Source organism: Extibacter muris (assembly GCF_004345005.1).
GTDB lineage: Bacteria > Bacillota > Clostridia > Lachnospirales > Lachnospiraceae > Extibacter > Extibacter muris.
On record NZ_SMMX01000008.1, the window covers coordinates 24,220 to 39,824 of the forward strand.

Genomic DNA, 15,605 nt, shown 5'->3' on the forward strand with positions numbered 1-15,605 from the left:
AGATTTTTAGTGTGTTTTTTTATTACATAGAAGCGAATCTTCTTCAAGTATTATACAGTTGAAATCAGTATTCAGTGAGGGTATAATATAAGCAGAGCAAAGATAAAAGGAGGTTTACACATGTTAGATAAAAAAGTAGTTGATTTAATAAATAACCAGATAAACAAAGAGTTTTTCTCTGCATATCTGTACCTGGAATTTTCCAACTTCTATTATGATATGGGATTAGAAGGATTTGGAAACTGGTACAAGGTCCAGACACAGGAGGAGAGAGACCATGCGATGCTCATGATTCAGTACCTTCAGAACAATGGAGAAAAAGTGGTTTTAGAGACAGTGGACAAGCCGGATATACCGCTTGGTGACGCAAAGGGCGTATTGGAAGAAGGGCTGAAGCATGAAAGATATGTGACTAATCTGATTCACAATATTTATGATGCCGCGTATTCGGTGAAAGATTTCCGAACTATGCAGTTCTTAGACTGGTTCGTAAAAGAACAGGGTGAAGAGGAAAAAAGCGCGGAAGACCTGATCAAGAGGTTTGAGCTGTTCGGAGAAGACGCAAAGAGCCTCTACATGCTGGACAGTGAACTTGGGACAAGGACGTATACCGCACCGTCACTCGTATTGTAAGCAGCAGCGTATAAGGAACAAGATAGCCGTTCCAGTTTATATTTCTTTTATCCTGGCGACGACGCTCATATGCTGGACCGGCAGCGACTGCCAAATCTCGGGAGAATCCTTTATCCAGATACTGACTCTGAATAACATCCACCGGAACCGTGAAGCGACCATCATCGTTCTTGGCATCATCATGCTGACAGTCTCCATCCTGGGAGAAAAGATCATATCGAAGCTGAACATAATCGCTGTTCCCGCGCTTATCCTCCTCTGTATCTACGGCATGGTTACGTGTCTGCAGGATATATCGTTTATGGAGCTTGTCAAAGCCTCGCCTGTCGAGCCCATCAGCCTTGCGGAAGGGGTGGCGATGGTCTTCGGCATGCAGGCGGTAGGCAGCACGATATCACCTGACTACCACAGGTTCTGCCGTGACAGGAAGGGCTCTTGCCTTGCAGCTGTCGTAGGCATCATTCCCTACTGCCTGTTCCTGTTTATCGCAGGGTCTGTCATGGGTGCGGCGACTGGGGAATCTGACATATCTGTCTTGATTGCAAAACTTGGCCTGCCAATTATCGGCCTGATCATCCTTGTCCTTGCCACATGGACGACGATGGCCTGCGATGCCTACACCGGCGGCCTGGCAATCACCAGCCTGCTCCATCTGTCAGGGAAAAAACGTGCAGCCGCAACGGCGGTAGCCGGAATCGTAGGCATACTGCTGGCGGTGTTCGACATTATGAACTACTTTACGAATTTCCTGGATTTGATGGCAAGCTGCATACCTCCGGTGGCCGGCGTCATGATTACGGACTACTGGCCGTTAAAACATGGTAAAGTCGAAAACTGGGAAGAACGTCCCGGCTTCCACTGGAACGGTATCATATGCCTCGTCTGCGGCGTGCTTGCAGCCTTGTTCCTTCCCTTTGGCTTTCTTACCATCAACGGCATACTTGTCTCGGGCATACTATACTTTCTGACGAGCAAGCTTGCGAGCCGAACTGAAACACAATCATAAATATACGAACAGTAGGAAAGACCTATGTCACGTATTCTTTACAAACAAGATTTCATAGAAATGTGCCACGGAACTGTACTTAGAAGCGATGGGGGCGACTATCCGCTGCAATATGCGATCGAGGAGATCGAGCGGATTGACAGGGAGAGGCCGATTGAAATAGAATTTGTCAATGTAGATGAGATGGAGGAAGGCCTCTATGCTGTAACAGCAGGAAAACTGGGCCTGTATCTACAAATGCAGCCGTATGCCATGATTCCCGGGATGGAATCATCGCGCTTCGCAAGATGCAGGAGCTGATGGAGGCTAAGGGAAAGAAGATCGGATATCTCTACACGCTGGAACATGACTGTATCCAGTCCCCTATTTCCTGAAGGTTGCGTCGGAGGCTGGCATTCCTCTCTTAAATGCGGATTCCTGCGGCAGATCGGTGCCGACGCTTGGCAATATCCTGACCTGCGTGTACAGACATCCGGTCAGCCCCCTCGTCTATGCTTCCATATATGGAGAAAGCGTAGTAATCGAGACGCCGGATGCCTGTGATACTGCAACGATGGAATTGATCGGAAGAAGCATCATAGTTGCTTACGACAATATCCTCATTGCATACTGTCTGCTGCCTCTGAGCAAAGCAGACTGCAAGGAGTGTCTGGTAGCCGGTTCTGCCACAAGTCTGCAGGAAACCGGCAAGGCGCTGCTGCGCGCGAAAGCGGAACATACGAATCCTGTCGAGAAAGTCCTTAAGGTGCTGGAAGGCAAATTCCTCTGCAGAGGGACGGTTTTAGAGAAGGAATGGGTGTGCAGGGAAGGATTTGATTTTGGCAGGACCACGGTACCGTTTGATTGATGCCAGAGCTCTTCAGGGGAGGTATGGGGCAGATGTCCCATACCTCCTCGGCGTCCGTTTTGCTTAAACCAATTATCGGATGCGCTTCAGTATCTCATCAAGAAGGCACATGGCTACGTCCTCCTTGTCCATGATGCCCAGTTCCGTCTGGGTATCCGGGGTGATGAATGTGACTGCATTCGTGTTGCCCGCAAAGCCCGCGCCTTCTTCTTTCAGATTATTGGCTACTATCATGTCGAGATGCTTGTTGACAAGCTTCTTTCTGGAATTTTCGACCATATGTTCTGTCTCCATAGAGAATCCGCATAGGAACTGGCCGGGTGCTTTGTGTTCGCCGAGGTATTTGAGTATATCGTCCGTACGCTCAAGGGACAGGGCCAGTTCGCTGTCTGACTTTTTCACCTTTTCTTCGCTTACCTGTGCCGGCCGGTAGTCGGCAACTGCCGCCGCCTTAATGATGATGTCTTTGCCCTGGCTGTTGGAGGTTACGGCACGGAACATGTCCAGGGCAGAGATGACGTGGATGGTGTCCACGAACATCGGAGGTTCCAGAGCGGTCCGTCCGGTGACTAACGTGACGTCTGCCCCGCGGAGCATACAGATTCTGGCAATGCTGTACCCCATCTTTCCGGAGGAATGGTTCGTGATGAACCGGACCGGGTCGATTGCCTCCTGCGTAGGGCCGGCCGTGACGAGGACCTTGAGGCCGGCCATATCCTGGGGCAGGGCGCAGCTCCTTAATACATATTGGAACAGCGTATCGGGTTCCGGCATCTTTCCGCTTCCGGTGTCTCCGCATGCAAGCCGTCCGCTAGCGGGGGATACCACTTCCATCCCGTATTTCTTAAGCAGCTTAAGGTTGTCCTGCGTGATTGGATTATCATACATGCGCGTATTCATGGCAGGCGCGATAATCTTCGGACACTGGCAGGCCAGGACCGTGGTGGTCAGCATATCGTCCGCCAGCCCGTGCGCGAGCCGCGCGATCACATTAGCGGTAGCAGGAGCGATGATGGCAGCGTCCGCCTTCTTGGCCAGCGCCACATGCTCCACGTTAAATTCAAAATTACGGTCAAATGTATCGGTTATACATTTATGGCCGGTCAGTGTCTCGAACGTGACAGGATTGATAAAGTTTCTGGCGTGTTCTGTCATGAGCACATGCACTTCCGCGCCCGATTTAACGAGCAGGCTCGCGAGAGAAGCGCTTTTATATGCGGCGATTCCGCCTGAGACGCCGAGAAGTATAGTTTTTCCTTGTAAATTCATAATATAGATCCTTTCTGTATGAACGAAATTGTCCCGCTATAGCTGGTATTATCTTATACAGTAACAAATGCAGCTAGATTTTTCCACCATTTTTTACAAACGACAGAAATGCCGTCTCCCGTCTGGTAAGCCGGTGGTTCGGGGCAGTGACATAGCTTGAGTTTAACAGCTTTTTAAGGCGTCATAAAAGCTTCCGCGGTCGGATACCTCAAGGAGCAATGGATGGTCTTCGATTCCGAGCAGCTTCAGGTATTTTAAGGACTGCGTATGTATTCATAGGTTCCATCAGTTCTTTCAGATAAAGACCGTACTCTTTTGCCATAGCTTCATATCTATCCTGCCTTTTCTGAGCGTAGAATACGATGCCCATCGCACATTCATCGGACAGAACAGACTCCATGACTTCTACATTCCCCATCTCCTTTATCTTATCTGGCAGCTTGTCCTTTGACGCATTGCAGAATTTCAGGAACAATTCCATTATAAAAGTCGCATAATAGCAGGAGATATTCAGCGGCTTTTCTTCCTCGCCGGAATTCAGCTCTTTCATCTTTTTCAGTTCCAGCAGAATGTTACGGGTACTCTTCATAAACTGTTCCCCTTCTTTGGTAGGGGCAATGCCGGAACTGGTCCTGTCGAAAATCTGATATCCCATATCTGCCTCCAGGTTTCTTATCATGCTGCTCAGATATGGCTGTGACATAAAAAGATGCTGGGAAGCCTTGCTGATAGAGCCATGTTTTGCTACGGCCAGGGCGTATTCCAAATGGTTGAAATTCATAACGAACCTTTCTCGGTTCTGCTTCAAGTACCCATAACTAAATAACTATACGTGTTATTTTTTTGGGGATAACTAAAGATACACAAAGCATGATATATTTTTAACAGAACAGTCCTGCAAGGATAAAATATTGTTTCTATACTGTTTATTATATAGAAACAGAGAGACGAATGCAAATGTAAAGAATGTAGAGGAGGAACTATTATGAAAGAGTATCTGACAATAGCCGATTCACCTGTAATGTTTCTGACGTGCGCTATCGTAATCCTGTATGTGCTCTGCCAGTCCTTTCTATTTATGTACCGTGCATGGAGGCATGGGAAAGAGCTTGGCATGTCAAAGCATGTCATGAGGAATACGTTAACGGGGAGTGTGTTGTTTTCTATCGTGCCGAGCATACCGATCCTGATAATTCTTGTGATGCTCATGTCCGTGTTGGGCAGCTATTTCCCCTGGCTGCGCCTTTCTGTCATCGGATCCAGCTCTTATGAAAATGTGGCGGCCAATATCGCTGCCCGTTCCTACGGCCTGTTGTCATATACGGATGAAGGTTACAACGCATCTATTTTTATCGGTTCTATGTGGGCAATGTCTATCTGCATATTGTATGAGCATCTTCTTGTCATCTTCGGGCAGAAAAGCCTGGACCGGGGGATGATGAAGCTCCGCCAGAAAAAGCCGGTCATCTACAGCCTTCTGATAGACGGGGTGTTCATAGCTATGATGGGATGGTTCTGCGCGCCGTATCTGACTTACTGGACCGAGAAACCGGAGCAGGTTCTCTCTCTGGCTGCTTTGGTGACAGCGGCAGTGGCGGCACTTGCATTCAATTGGCTTGCCGGGAAGACAGGAAAACACTTCTTTATGGAAATGGCTCTCCCTGGCGGGATGCTGTGCGGGATGCTCGGCGCTTACGTAGTTAACCTGCTGATATAGGCTGCTATAGCGGCCGGACGAGAATGGAGGACAGACAATATGAAAAAACGAAAAGCAGACTTACATGGTACGTATATCAATTCTACGCACAGGATTGGAAAAATCAGCAACAGTATCGCCGTACTATTAATTCTCATGGTACCTGCGGTTATTACGGCTGTATACGGAAGCGGCGTAAAGATACAGTTCGCGAATACGATCAGCGCAATCATAACGCTTACTGCAATCTATGGGAGGGTTAGCCTCGTCGAGGTGGTGTCTTTCTCTCCGTTCCTTGAATCGGGAGGGACGTATCTGTCATTTATTACCGGTAATATCATGAACATGAAGCTTCCGGCAGCCACCAATGCCCTTCGCGTTAACAATGTGGAACGTGGGACGGATGAAGGGGAGGATATACGACACTTGCCATCGGAGCATCGTCGGTCGTCACTACGGTAATCTTATTTCTCGGAATGCTGTTTTTGGGCCGGATGCTTGTTCCTGTCATAACAGGGCCGGATCTTGCACCTGCATTTAACAATGTGACCCCGGCCCTGACCGGAGCACTGGCAGCACCGTATTTCATGAAGAATAAGAAGATATACCTCATCAACATCATATTTGTCAGCATCCTGTTCGGAGCCAGCGCTTTCTGCAGGACACTGCCCCAGTTCTATACGCTGGCAGTCGTGAGAGGCATATTTGCCACAGGTGCCACGATGCTTCCTGTATTGATTCTTATTACGAACTGGTTCCAGAAAAAGCGGGCGCTGGCTATCAGCATCGCGATGGCAGGCTCAGTAATCGGAGGCTCGCTTCTGAGCCCGGTTATCTGGGGATGGATTGAAGGTGCCGGCTGGCAGAAGGCATATATATATCTGGGTATCATGATGCTGGCCGTTCTTGTTCCGCTGACACTGTTTGTCGTCAAGAGCAGGTCTTCCGATAGGGGGCTTAAGCCGTATGGGGCAGAAGACGGAGCAGAAAAGACAGACAAGAACAGCCTGCCTGGGCAGGGGATGGGAGAGTGGAATCCATTGCTTTCAGAACTGAGGCGGCTTCCTGTCTTCTGGATATTCATAGCAGGAGCATTGTGCGTGGCATTCGTGGGCGCAATCCTGTCCCACATTCCGTCCGCTTTGATGGACGCAGGCTATTCACCCGTATTTGCCGCTTCGGTGGCATCCTTGTATCTGGCGATTGCCATACCGGGAAAGCTGGTTCTCGGCGATGTGTTCGACAGAAAGGGGGCCAGGGCCGGCATCCTTGTGGGCAACATTGCTTTTATCCTGACACCGGTCACGCTGCTTTTTATTACGCATAAACCGATGGTTTACGTCATGGCGCTTGTATTCGGGCTGGGGACATGTATCGGGACGGTGACGAATTCCATTCTCACAAGCAAGCTCTTCGGTGCAGAACACTATGCGGAGAACTATGGATTTGTCTCTATGTTCACAAATGCCGGATATATGCTCGGGGTACCGGCCATCGAGCTCAGCTACGACGTAACAGAATCTTACAATATGGCATGGATTTTGCTGGCACTTCTTGGCGTGCTTATGACTGCCGCACTGCTGTATGCTGCTGATTACAGCCGCAGAAGAAATGAAGACGCGGCTACAGGCATACCTGCACCGGCAGCAGACGGGCAGGCGGTATAGCTGTATGGAATTTAACACTTGATGATTAGGTGCAGGCAATGCTATAATAAAACCGTAATTGTATTGTATCTCCGCTGACGGAGAATGATAACAAGGAGGAATTGAATAATGAGAGAAAGAAAACATGACACTCGCTGGATGGTCAGTGTCGCACTTATGGCGGCTATCGTCATCGTGCTGGCGAATACGCCGCTCGGTATGATTCAGCTGCCGATTATAAAGGCGACAACTGTACACATTCCGGTAATTATCGGAGCAGTGCTGCTTGGTCCCGGTGCGGGAGCGATATTAGGCGGCGTGTTCGGCATCTGCTCTCTGGTGAGCAACACGATGGCGCCTACCCTGCTGTCATTTGCATTTTCACCATTTATGAGCACGACCGGACTTGCAGGTGCGGCCAAGGCAATCTGGATATCTGTGGGATGCCGCATATTGATAGGCATTGTGGCCGGATGGCTCTGGATTCTGCTGGCCAGGTTGAAAGTCAGCCAGATGATTGCACTGCCTGTCGTAGGCTTTATCGGTTCACTGGTGAATACGGTTACAGTCATGGGCAGCATATATGTATTGTTCGCCCAGCAGTATGCAGATGCGAAGCAAGTAGGGATTACAGCTGTATGGGGACTGATCATGGGAACGGTGACCGCGTCAGGCATACCAGAAGCGGCAGCGGCAGCGGTACTCGTACTGGCGCTTGGCAAGGTGCTCATCCAGGTGATGAAGAAGATGAACTTCGGCATGTTCAGCGCGCAGGCGGTGCGGTAGCGTGCCTGCTTGCGGCTGGATAGCTTATAGGATAGAATTTAACCGGCAGTTGAGAATTGCCGGAAGGCCAGGTATCGATAATTCTGATACCTGGCTGTTTTATTACAAGCGATCTCCTGGATTGCAATCGCTTATTCAATCAGAACCATCATATTGAAATATTTTCCGGAACGGAAGGGGCGTTTTTGTAGGTTTGTCAAACATTTGTTACACTGACCGTAAATAATCCTTTAAGACCTCATTCGGTGTTTTCCAGCCTAGAGGGCGCATGGGGAAATTATTATAGTCCCTACGGTTATACACCTTCAGCTGCGCAGCAAAGTCCTCAAAGGAATAGAACAGATGGGTCGCATAAAAACGTTCATTATTTTTCCGATGGCTGCGCTCTACCTTCCCGTTGTGACGAGGGGTAAAGGGACGGATGACTTTGTGCTTTATCCCGTGTGCTTCCAAGTGCTTTTGCAAGAGGGTCGGCTTGTCCCGGTGAGAAGTAAAGCGGTTGGTGAATTCCGACCCATTATCCGTCTGGATGCACTCGATGGAGATGGGGAACGCTTTTACGAGGTGTTCCACAAACTGCGCGGAAGAATAGGTGCTGTGTTCCTCAAAGGCTTCCACGAAGCGCCATCTGGAATACTCGTCAATGGCAGTGTACTGGAAGAACTGCTTCCCAATGACCCTGCTGTTTTTGAGGCAGGCGGAAGGGACGAATTTCACATCCACCTGAATACGCTGCCCGGGATACTCCATCTGCTCATAGGGCTTAGGGATGTACTTTGGATTGGGTGGATGTACGGCCATGATGCCCTGTTTTTTGAGGAAGCGGTAGAGTCCGGTGATGGAGCGGGAATAACCGCGCTGCCTGAGTTTGACCCAGAAGACGACCAGTCCGGCATCAGGGTTACGGCGGCGCATATCCGAGATAAGTTTTTCTTCCTGTGGGGTATGCTGGTTGGGGTGATGGTGAGGCCGTCTGGAGCGGTCACGGAGGGAATCCATGGAGCCGTCAAAGCGGCGTTTCCAGCGGTAGACATACTGCCGGTTGGTCTTGTATTTGACAGCCGCCTTGGTGACGCCATACTTCTCAGCGTAGCGGATCAGGGATAGACGGTATCTCATATCTTGTGTTATACTAGCCATAGCAGGGAACTCCTTTGTTTATGTTGTGGTTGTGGTGACTAAAATATAACACAAAGGAGAGAACCCTGCATTTTAATTATTCAGTTGTAACACATGTATTGTAATCCTACATCCGCCCGTGAAGGCAGATGATTTTCCCATTGCATGAAGCGTGCATATATGGTAGAATATATCATTGCAAGGTGCGAATGACTGGACTCATTTGCACCTTTTTTCCGCAGTAAACAAGGTGACATTATTGAACGGATAACGTCCTGTGAGGGAGAAGAGAAAGGAGCCATATTTTGTTTTCGGTAAACCAATATGTTAAAGCAAGAACGCTGAAAGAGGCGTACGAGCTGAATCAGGCGCGGAACAGCCGTGTCATGGGCGGCATGATGTGGATGCGGCTCGGGAATGCAAGAGTTCAGACGATAATAGATATATCCGGTCTCGGGCTTGACCAGATTGAGGAGACAGACCATGTAATTAAGATAGGGGCGATGTGTACGCTGCGTACGCTGGAACAGCGCGAAAGGCTGCGTAAGATGTACGGTGGCGCCATTCAAGAGGCGGTCCGTCATATCGTAGGTGTCCAGTTCCGCAACCAGGCGACCGTTGGAGGAAGCATCTAAGGGAGATACGGCTTCCCAGATGTACTTACGTGCCTGCTGGCTCTGGATACGTTTGTGGAGTTGTATAACGGCGGGACGATTCGGCTTGCTGAATTTGTCAGCCACAGGCCGGACAACGACATATTAGTGTCTGTCATAATAAGGAAGCGCGAGCGAAAGATTCGATATGCTTCTGTACGCCGGACAGCGACGGATTTCCCCGTGCTTGCCTGTGCCGTGGTGACAGGGCTCCTGCACGGCGAGGAATGCTGGTACGTATCTGCAGGGGCCAGGCCGATGCGGGCTTCGCTTCTGGAAAAGGGATGGAAGATATCCAGTGATACGGATGCGGAGCAGATAGCCGCCTATGCGAAAGAGGCGGCAGAAGAATCCTCCTATGGGAGCAATATGAGGGGGAGCGCCGGGTACCGGAGGCATCTGGCAGAAGTCCTGATCAGGAGGGCAATTACGTCAATCGTATCGGAGGAAGCAGAAATATGATGGTTCAGTTTATATTAAATGGTAAAGAGACGGTGGCGGATATCCGTGAGGACGCGGTCCTGCTTGATGTGCTCAGGGATCTTGGCTGCAGCAGCGTGAAATGTGGCTGCGAGACGACGAACTGTGGATTGTGTACCGTGTGGATAGATGGGAAATCACGGCTTTCCTGTTCCGTGCTGGCCGCGGCTGCGGAGGGAAGAGAGATTACCACGCTGGAAGGTGTCGAGAGGGAGGCGGCAGAGTTCGGCTCATTTCTGGCGGCTGAAGGAGCAGAGCAGTGCGGCTTCTGTTCTCCTGGGTTTATCATGAACGTGCTGGCAATGGCCAGAGAGCTTGAAGATCCGGCTATAGATGAGATTAAGGAATATCTGTCCGGCAACTTGTGCCGCTGCACCGGATATATGGGTCAGCTGCGCGCGATTCGGAAATATATGCAGACGAGAGGGGAGGGGCCGGCATGCGTGTAGTGAACCAATCGGTCAAGAAAGTGGACCATAAGGCGCTCGTCACCGGCAAGGCGGTGTACACCGACGATCTGGCGCCAAAGGAATGCCTGATTGTGAAAGTGCTGAGAAGCCCTCACGCACATGCGCTTATACAGGATATTAATCTGGAAAAAGCAGATAAGGCCGCCGGCATCGAGTGTATCCTTACATACGAGGACTGCCCGGACAAGCGTTTTACGATGGCGGGACAGACCTATCCGGAGCCGAGCCCGTACGACCGGCTGATTCTTGACAGGAGGGTACGGTTTGTGGGTGACGCGGTGGCTGTCGTTGCAGGTTATTCAAAGGATGCCGTGGAGAAAGCGCTCAGGCTTATCAAGGTTAAATATGAAGTGCTGGATTTCCGGTCCGCCAGGGATAACGAGGTGCTTGTCCATCCGGAGGAGAACTGGAAGAGCCTCTGCCCGGTGGGTGCGGACAATAAGAGGAACCTTTGCGCCAGTGGCGCGTGCGCTGACGGAGATGTAGATAAGGTGCTGGAAGAATGCCGGTATGTGGTGGACAGGACTTACCATACGCAGGCGAACCAGCAGTCCATGATGGAGACATTCCGCACTTATACTTATATGGATGCTTATGGAAGGCTGAACGTGGTGTCATCCACCCAGGTACCGTTCCATGTTAGAAGAATCCTTTCCAATGCCCTCGACATCCCGAAGTCTAAGATCCGGGTCATCAAGCCGAGGATTGGAGGGGGCTTCGGTGCGAAGCAGACGGTAGTATCAGAAGTGTATCCGGCTCTTGTGACATGGGCGACAGGAAAGCCGGCCAAGATGATATATACGAGGGAGGAGTCGCTTACCGCATCTTCTCCAAGGCATGAGATGTAAGTGCGCGTGCGCATGGGAGCGGATAAGGACGGAATCATAAAAGCGATAGATCTCTATACGCTGTCCAACACAGGGGCATTCGGAGAGCATGGCCCTACGACGGTTGGGCTGTCCGGACATAAGTCCATCCCTCTCTATGGTAAGACGGAAGCATTTCGTTTTGCCTATGACGTGGTGTATACGAATGTGATGTCCGCCGGGGCATACAGAGGCTATGGAGCCACCCAGGGCATCTTTGCGGTGGAGTCAGCGGTAGATGAACTGGCTGCGCAGATGGAATGGATCCGGTTGCGTTCAGGGAGAAGAATATAGTGAGGGAAGGGCAGATGATGCCTGCATACTATGGGGAGAGAGCCGGCAGCTGTGCGCTCGACCGCTTCTTGAGCGGGCGAAAGAGATGATTGGGTGGGATGCGAAGTACCCCTGCCGGGATATGGGGAATGGAAAAGTGCGCGGAGTCGGAGCCGCCCTTGCGATGCAGGGGTCCGGCATATCGGGCGTGGACACGGCATCTGTTGGCATCAAGGTCAATGACGACGGCTTCTACAGCCTGATGGTCGGTGCTGCCGACATGGGGACAGGCTGTGATACGATATTCGCGCAGATGGCGGCAGAATGTCTGGACTGCGGTATGGAAGAGATAATCGTACATGGTGTGTACACAGACGCATCTCCATATGACACCGGCTCTTACGCATCCAGTACGACCTATGTGACCGGTATGGCCGTCGTGCGTACGTGTGAGAAGCTGAGGGATATGATCCGTGAGAAAGGGGCGCAGTATCTCGGATGCAGCTCTGATGATACGGAATTTGACGGAGAGGACGTTATCGATCTGAAGACCGGAAGGACGATATCCCGGGCGGAGATAGGGAACAGGGCGATGTGCAGCAACCAGGATGCCCTGTATGCCAGCGAGGCATTTTCCTCTCCCGTGTCTCCGCCGCCGTTCATGGCTGGCATGGCGGAAGTGGAAGAGGACAAAGAGACAGGACAGGTAGAACGATAGACTATGTGGCGGCAGTAGACTGTGGGACAGCCGTCAACCCTGCACTGGCACGTGTGCAGACGGAAGGCGGTCTGGCACAGGGGATCGGCATGGCCCTCTTTGAAGAAGTCGTCTACGGGACGCAGGGGAAGAATTACAGCAATTCCTTCATGCAGTACAAGATTCCGACCCGTCTCGACGTGGGAAATATACGGGTGGAGTTTGAGAGCAGCTATGAGCCCACCGGACCATTTGGCGCAAAGTCCATCGGGGAGATTGTCATCAACACACCGTCCCCGGCCATCGCCAACGCAGTGGCTAACGCGGTAGGAGTCAGAATACGGGAACTGACCATAACGGCAGAGAAAATATATTCGGAATGCAGTAAAACTGGAAGAATTTTGAAAGGGGTCTGACCCCTTTCAAAATTCCAAGAGCTTTCTGACAACTTCGTATATTTATGCCTTTTTGTTTCTGTAAATGAGATGCCAGATAAAGTGGAAGACGGCAGCCCCTGACACGATGGATGCGATATAGATGAAGATGCCAGCGGTATTCCCTAGGAACTCTGCTATTTCTTTGAATATGACCTGTGTTATATAATAATGTGGACTGATATAGAACATGTTGATGGCTCCGAACCGGTAAAACACCATATTGAATATAGTGGCTATGATGCACGTGCCTCCGTAGAGGGCGGTACATCTCCAATATCCTTTCCATGAATAGTCGCTTTCAAGAGAAAGCCCTGCAGTCAGGCCAAGCAAGATGAGCAGGATGTGCCAGGCGAAGGAGTGTACGGTAAGCGGCGCATAGGAGTAGTGGAGCCCGCTTGTGTCAAAGAAGGTGAAGATGCCCCCGAGCATGCCGAAGTCCATAAGGAACGTAAGCAGTATCTTCCGCAGCCTGACAGACTTTGCCCATGGTAGTATAAGGCAGATGTACATCGGTATGCTGCACAGCTGGAAGGGAAAGTACCACCAGTAGTAGTGCCCGTGATTCACGATAAAGGTCAGGCAGAGCTGTTTCCAGATTTCGCTGGCCGCCATTGCGAGCCCGCATATAAGGTAGATGCGGTTGTAATGGAGACGGTTGTATGTTATCAAAATTGTCACCTCTTGTCTGTAATATGTTCCTGCTGTCATTATACGCCGTTTCCGGAGATGAAAACAGGTGTAATTTCTCTTGTGTTATGCTATAATACGATTGTTGTTTACTTAAGACGGAACGAAGAGAACTTTAGTGGAGTGAAAGATGATGAGACCAAAGAATGCAATTATGCTTGTAATGACGGCCTTCATATGGGGGACGGCTTTTGTGGCCCAGAGTGTCGGGATGGATTACCTGGGGCCGTTTACTTTTAACGGGGTGCGCAGCTTCATCGGCGGGGCGGCGCTGCTGCCATGCATATTTATAATAGGAAAAATGAATGAAAGGGGCCGTGGTGCTGATCAGGCTGGTGGGAGCAGGAAAAACCTGATAGTGGGCGGCACTGTCTGCGGCCTTCTCCTTTTTGCCGCCAGCAGCCTGCAGCAGCTCGGCATCCAGTATTCGACAGCCGGAAAGGCCGGGTTTATCACGGCATTTTATATTGTAATCGTACCGGTATTAGGTATATTTCTTAAGAAGAAAACAGGAATCAAAGTATGGGCAGCAGTAGTCTTAGCATTGACCGGACTGTATTTTTTATGCATCACCGAGACATTTGCGGTAGGAAAAGGAGATGTGCTGCTGTTCTTGGGTGCGCTTATCTTTTCTGTACATATTCTCGTAATAGATTATTTTTCCCCGAGGGTCGAGGGGGTTAAGATGGCGTGTATCCAGTTCTTCGTGTGCGGAGCTGCCTCTATCGTACCGATGTATGTGCTTGAGATGCCGAGGATATCGGATATGGCCAAGGGCTGGCTGCCTCTTCTGTACGCCGGTGTACTTTCCTGCGGAGTAGCGTATACATTGCAGATTATAGGGCAGAAAAATGTGAATCCGGCTATCGCTTCTTTGATATTGAGCCTGGAGTCATGCTTCTCCGTTCTTGCAGGCTGGATTGTGCTGGGAGAGACACTGTCCGTGAGGGAGACAGCCGGATGCGTGCTCATGTTTGCGGCAATCATACTGGCGCAGCTGCCGGAGAGGAAGAAGGAGGAAATACAATATGGGTAATGAGCTGCTGATGAAGATGACGGAGTATTATGCGGGACAGCCGCACAGGATTCAGCATTTTATGAAAGTATATGCCTACTCCCGCATGATTGGCGAGATGGAGCATTTGGACAGCCGGACGCAGCATATATTGGAAGCCGCGGCCACCGTACATGATATCGGTATCCGCCGGAGCGAGGAGATATATGGCGACAGCGCGGGGAAGCACCAGGAGGAGCTTGGTCCGGATGAAGCCGCAGAGATGCTCGCGGAGATAGGTTATGACGAGGAGCTTATCGAGCGGGTCTGCTATCTGGTCGGGCATCACCATACTTATTCAGACATGGACGGCATGGATTATCAGATACTGGTGGAAGCGGATTTCCTTGTGAACCTGTTTGAAAACGAGGATGGAATCAATGAAAAAGCAGTGCGGAACGCCTTGGAGCGCATTTTTGTGACAGAGAGCGGGAAAGCTTTATTAACAGCTATGTTTTTAGCTGAGTAAGAGGAGAGAAAGAAAATGAGGTTTTTAGTACAGAGAGTGTCCGACAGCAGCGTGGAGATTAATGGAGAAGTTGTGGGACAGATAGGAAAAGGATTTATGGTGCTCATCGGCGTATGTGACAGCGATACGAAAGAAATTGCCGACAAGATGGTCAGAAAGATGCTGGGGCTCCGCATCTTTGAAGATGAGCAGGGAAAGACGAACCTGTCGCTGGACACCGTAGGCGGGCAGCTGCTGCTCATATCCCAGTTCACGTTGTACGCCAACTGCAAAAAAGGCAACCGGCCAAGCTTCATAGAGGCAGGGGAACCCGGGATGGCAGAAGAGATGTACGAATACATCATAGCAAGATGCAAAGAACAGGTAGAAGTAGTAGAACGCGGACAGTTCGGGGCAGATATGAAAGTAAGCCTAACAAACGATGGTCCATTTACAATAATATTAGATTCTGAACAATTGTAATTGTGTTTAAACTGTGAACGGGGACGTGATCTTTTTCAAAAGGGTTACGTCCCTA

At 50.3% G+C, this 15,605-nt stretch carries 16 protein-coding genes and 2 pseudogenes; 14 read left to right on the forward strand and 4 right to left on the reverse strand.

All coding sequences use genetic code 11. The annotated features are described in order from the left end of the window. Positions 1-120 precede the first annotated feature (120 nt). The 4 genes from E1963_RS10715 (at position 121) to E1963_RS10730 (ending at position 2,486) form a co-directional block, all read left to right on the forward strand. A complete protein-coding gene (locus E1963_RS10715; protein ID WP_132277839.1) occupies positions 121-633 on the forward strand; it encodes a ferritin in 513 nt (170 codons plus the stop codon). Then, positions 593-1,639, forward strand: a complete 1,047-nt coding sequence (locus tag E1963_RS10720) for a cytosine permease (protein WP_207669406.1) — start codon at positions 593-595, stop codon at positions 1,637-1,639. Before E1963_RS10715 ends, E1963_RS10720 begins: the two co-directional genes overlap by 41 nt. Before the next feature lie 24 nt (positions 1,640-1,663). Further along, a complete protein-coding gene (locus E1963_RS10725; RefSeq protein WP_132277843.1) occupies positions 1,664-1,939 on the forward strand; it encodes a hypothetical protein in 276 nt (91 codons plus the stop codon). Between the two features lie 70 nt (positions 1,940-2,009). Next, the gene (locus tag E1963_RS10730) at positions 2,010-2,486 is read left to right on the forward strand and encodes an S-methyl thiohydantoin desulfurase domain-containing protein (RefSeq protein WP_262201632.1); all 477 of its coding nucleotides are present in this window, start codon (positions 2,010-2,012) and stop codon (positions 2,484-2,486) included. Between the two features lie 72 nt (positions 2,487-2,558). Here E1963_RS10730 and coaBC read toward each other — a convergent pair whose 3' ends face one another. Both coaBC and E1963_RS10740 read right to left on the reverse strand, forming a co-directional pair. Continuing rightward, positions 2,559-3,755, reverse strand: coding sequence for a bifunctional phosphopantothenoylcysteine decarboxylase/phosphopantothenate--cysteine ligase CoaBC (coaBC, locus tag E1963_RS10735; protein WP_132277847.1), 1,197 nt, complete (start codon positions 3,753-3,755; stop codon positions 2,559-2,561). 208 nt (positions 3,756-3,963) lie between these two features. Next, the gene (locus E1963_RS10740; RefSeq protein WP_132277849.1) at positions 3,964-4,536 is read right to left on the reverse strand and encodes a LysR family transcriptional regulator; all 573 of its coding nucleotides are present in this window, start codon (positions 4,534-4,536) and stop codon (positions 3,964-3,966) included. A gap of 204 nt (positions 4,537-4,740) precedes the next feature. On the opposite strand from E1963_RS10740, the gene E1963_RS10745 reads away from it, so the two are divergent. From E1963_RS10745 to E1963_RS10760, 4 genes are all read left to right on the forward strand, one after another. Next, a complete protein-coding gene (locus E1963_RS10745; RefSeq protein WP_132277851.1) occupies positions 4,741-5,472 on the forward strand; it encodes a DUF5058 family protein in 732 nt (243 codons plus the stop codon). A gap of 39 nt (positions 5,473-5,511) precedes the next feature. After that, the gene (locus tag E1963_RS10750; protein WP_132277853.1) at positions 5,512-5,913 is read left to right on the forward strand and encodes a hypothetical protein; all 402 of its coding nucleotides are present in this window, start codon (positions 5,512-5,514) and stop codon (positions 5,911-5,913) included. A 14-nt stretch (positions 5,914-5,927) separates the two neighbouring features. Beyond that, positions 5,928-7,118, forward strand: coding sequence for an MFS transporter (locus E1963_RS10755; RefSeq protein ID WP_132277855.1), 1,191 nt, complete (start codon positions 5,928-5,930; stop codon positions 7,116-7,118). Between the two features lie 108 nt (positions 7,119-7,226). After that, complete coding sequence (locus tag E1963_RS10760) at positions 7,227-7,883, forward strand: ECF transporter S component (protein WP_132277857.1); 657 nt, start codon at positions 7,227-7,229, stop codon at positions 7,881-7,883. Between the two features lie 207 nt (positions 7,884-8,090). Here E1963_RS10760 and E1963_RS10765 read toward each other — a convergent pair whose 3' ends face one another. Then, the gene (locus tag E1963_RS10765; protein ID WP_132277859.1) at positions 8,091-9,023 is read right to left on the reverse strand and encodes a DDE-type integrase/transposase/recombinase; all 933 of its coding nucleotides are present in this window, start codon (positions 9,021-9,023) and stop codon (positions 8,091-8,093) included. Between the two features lie 284 nt (positions 9,024-9,307). Between E1963_RS10765 and E1963_RS22690 the strand changes: the two are divergent. The 3 genes and pseudogenes from E1963_RS22690 to E1963_RS22695 all read left to right on the forward strand — a co-directional run bounded on the left by E1963_RS22690 (position 9,308) and on the right by E1963_RS22695 (position 12,857). After that, positions 9,308-10,117 (forward strand): annotated as a pseudogene (locus E1963_RS22690) (FAD binding domain-containing protein). Then, positions 10,114-10,584 carry a (2Fe-2S)-binding protein gene (locus E1963_RS10775; RefSeq protein ID WP_132277861.1) on the forward strand — a complete coding sequence of 157 codons (471 nt, stop codon included), beginning with the start codon at positions 10,114-10,116 and terminating at the stop codon, positions 10,582-10,584. The pseudogene E1963_RS22690 and the gene E1963_RS10775 overlap by 4 nt, the downstream one beginning before the upstream one ends. Continuing rightward, positions 10,575-12,857 (forward strand): annotated as a pseudogene (locus E1963_RS22695) (xanthine dehydrogenase family protein molybdopterin-binding subunit). The gene E1963_RS10775 and the pseudogene E1963_RS22695 overlap by 10 nt, the downstream one beginning before the upstream one ends. A 42-nt stretch (positions 12,858-12,899) precedes the next feature. On the opposite strand, the gene E1963_RS10785 reads toward E1963_RS22695, so the two are convergent. After that, a complete protein-coding gene (locus tag E1963_RS10785; RefSeq protein WP_167482177.1) occupies positions 12,900-13,556 on the reverse strand; it encodes a TMEM164 family acyltransferase in 657 nt (218 codons plus the stop codon). A 142-nt stretch (positions 13,557-13,698) separates the two neighbouring features. Here E1963_RS10785 and E1963_RS10790 point away from each other — a divergent pair, with 142 nt between their 5' ends. From E1963_RS10790 to dtd, 3 genes are read left to right on the forward strand one after another with little or no spacing between them, the layout of a single operon-like run. Further along, positions 13,699-14,601, forward strand: a complete 903-nt coding sequence (locus E1963_RS10790; RefSeq protein WP_132278062.1) for a DMT family transporter — start codon at positions 13,699-13,701, stop codon at positions 14,599-14,601. Continuing rightward, the gene (locus tag E1963_RS10795) at positions 14,594-15,088 is read left to right on the forward strand and encodes an HD domain-containing protein (RefSeq protein WP_132277865.1); all 495 of its coding nucleotides are present in this window, start codon (positions 14,594-14,596) and stop codon (positions 15,086-15,088) included. The genes E1963_RS10790 and E1963_RS10795 overlap by 8 nt, the downstream gene beginning before the upstream one ends. 15 nt (positions 15,089-15,103) lie before the next feature. Continuing rightward, positions 15,104-15,550 carry a D-aminoacyl-tRNA deacylase gene (gene dtd / locus E1963_RS10800; RefSeq protein WP_132277867.1) on the forward strand — a complete coding sequence of 149 codons (447 nt, stop codon included), beginning with the start codon at positions 15,104-15,106 and terminating at the stop codon, positions 15,548-15,550. Positions 15,551-15,605 lie beyond the last annotated feature (55 nt).

Bases quoted from the DNA above. Each gene is read 5' to 3' on its own strand.
- E1963_RS10750 (WP_132277853.1), top strand. From the start codon at position 5,512: ATGAAAAAACGAAAAGCAGACTTACATGGTACGTATATCAATTCTACG.
- E1963_RS10725 (WP_132277843.1), top strand. From the start codon at position 1,664: ATGTCACGTATTCTTTACAAACAAGATTTCATAGAAATGTGCCACGGA.
- dtd (WP_132277867.1), top strand. From the start codon at position 15,104: ATGAGGTTTTTAGTACAGAGAGTGTCCGACAGCAGCGTGGAGATTAAT.
- E1963_RS10795 (WP_132277865.1), top strand. From the start codon at position 14,594: ATGGGTAATGAGCTGCTGATGAAGATGACGGAGTATTATGCGGGACAG.
- coaBC (WP_132277847.1), bottom strand. From the start codon at position 3,755: ATGAATTTACAAGGAAAAACTATACTTCTCGGCGTCTCAGGCGGAATC.
- E1963_RS10760 (WP_132277857.1), top strand. From the start codon at position 7,227: ATGAGAGAAAGAAAACATGACACTCGCTGGATGGTCAGTGTCGCACTT.
- E1963_RS10745 (WP_132277851.1), top strand. From the start codon at position 4,741: ATGAAAGAGTATCTGACAATAGCCGATTCACCTGTAATGTTTCTGACG.
- E1963_RS10740 (WP_132277849.1), bottom strand. From the start codon at position 4,536: ATGAATTTCAACCATTTGGAATACGCCCTGGCCGTAGCAAAACATGGC.
- E1963_RS10775 (WP_132277861.1), top strand. From the start codon at position 10,114: ATGATGGTTCAGTTTATATTAAATGGTAAAGAGACGGTGGCGGATATC.
- E1963_RS10755 (WP_132277855.1), top strand. From the start codon at position 5,928: ATGCTGTTTTTGGGCCGGATGCTTGTTCCTGTCATAACAGGGCCGGAT.
- E1963_RS10715 (WP_132277839.1), top strand. From the start codon at position 121: ATGTTAGATAAAAAAGTAGTTGATTTAATAAATAACCAGATAAACAAA.
- E1963_RS10765 (WP_132277859.1), bottom strand. From the start codon at position 9,023: ATGGCTAGTATAACACAAGATATGAGATACCGTCTATCCCTGATCCGC.
- E1963_RS10790 (WP_132278062.1), top strand. From the start codon at position 13,699: ATGAGACCAAAGAATGCAATTATGCTTGTAATGACGGCCTTCATATGG.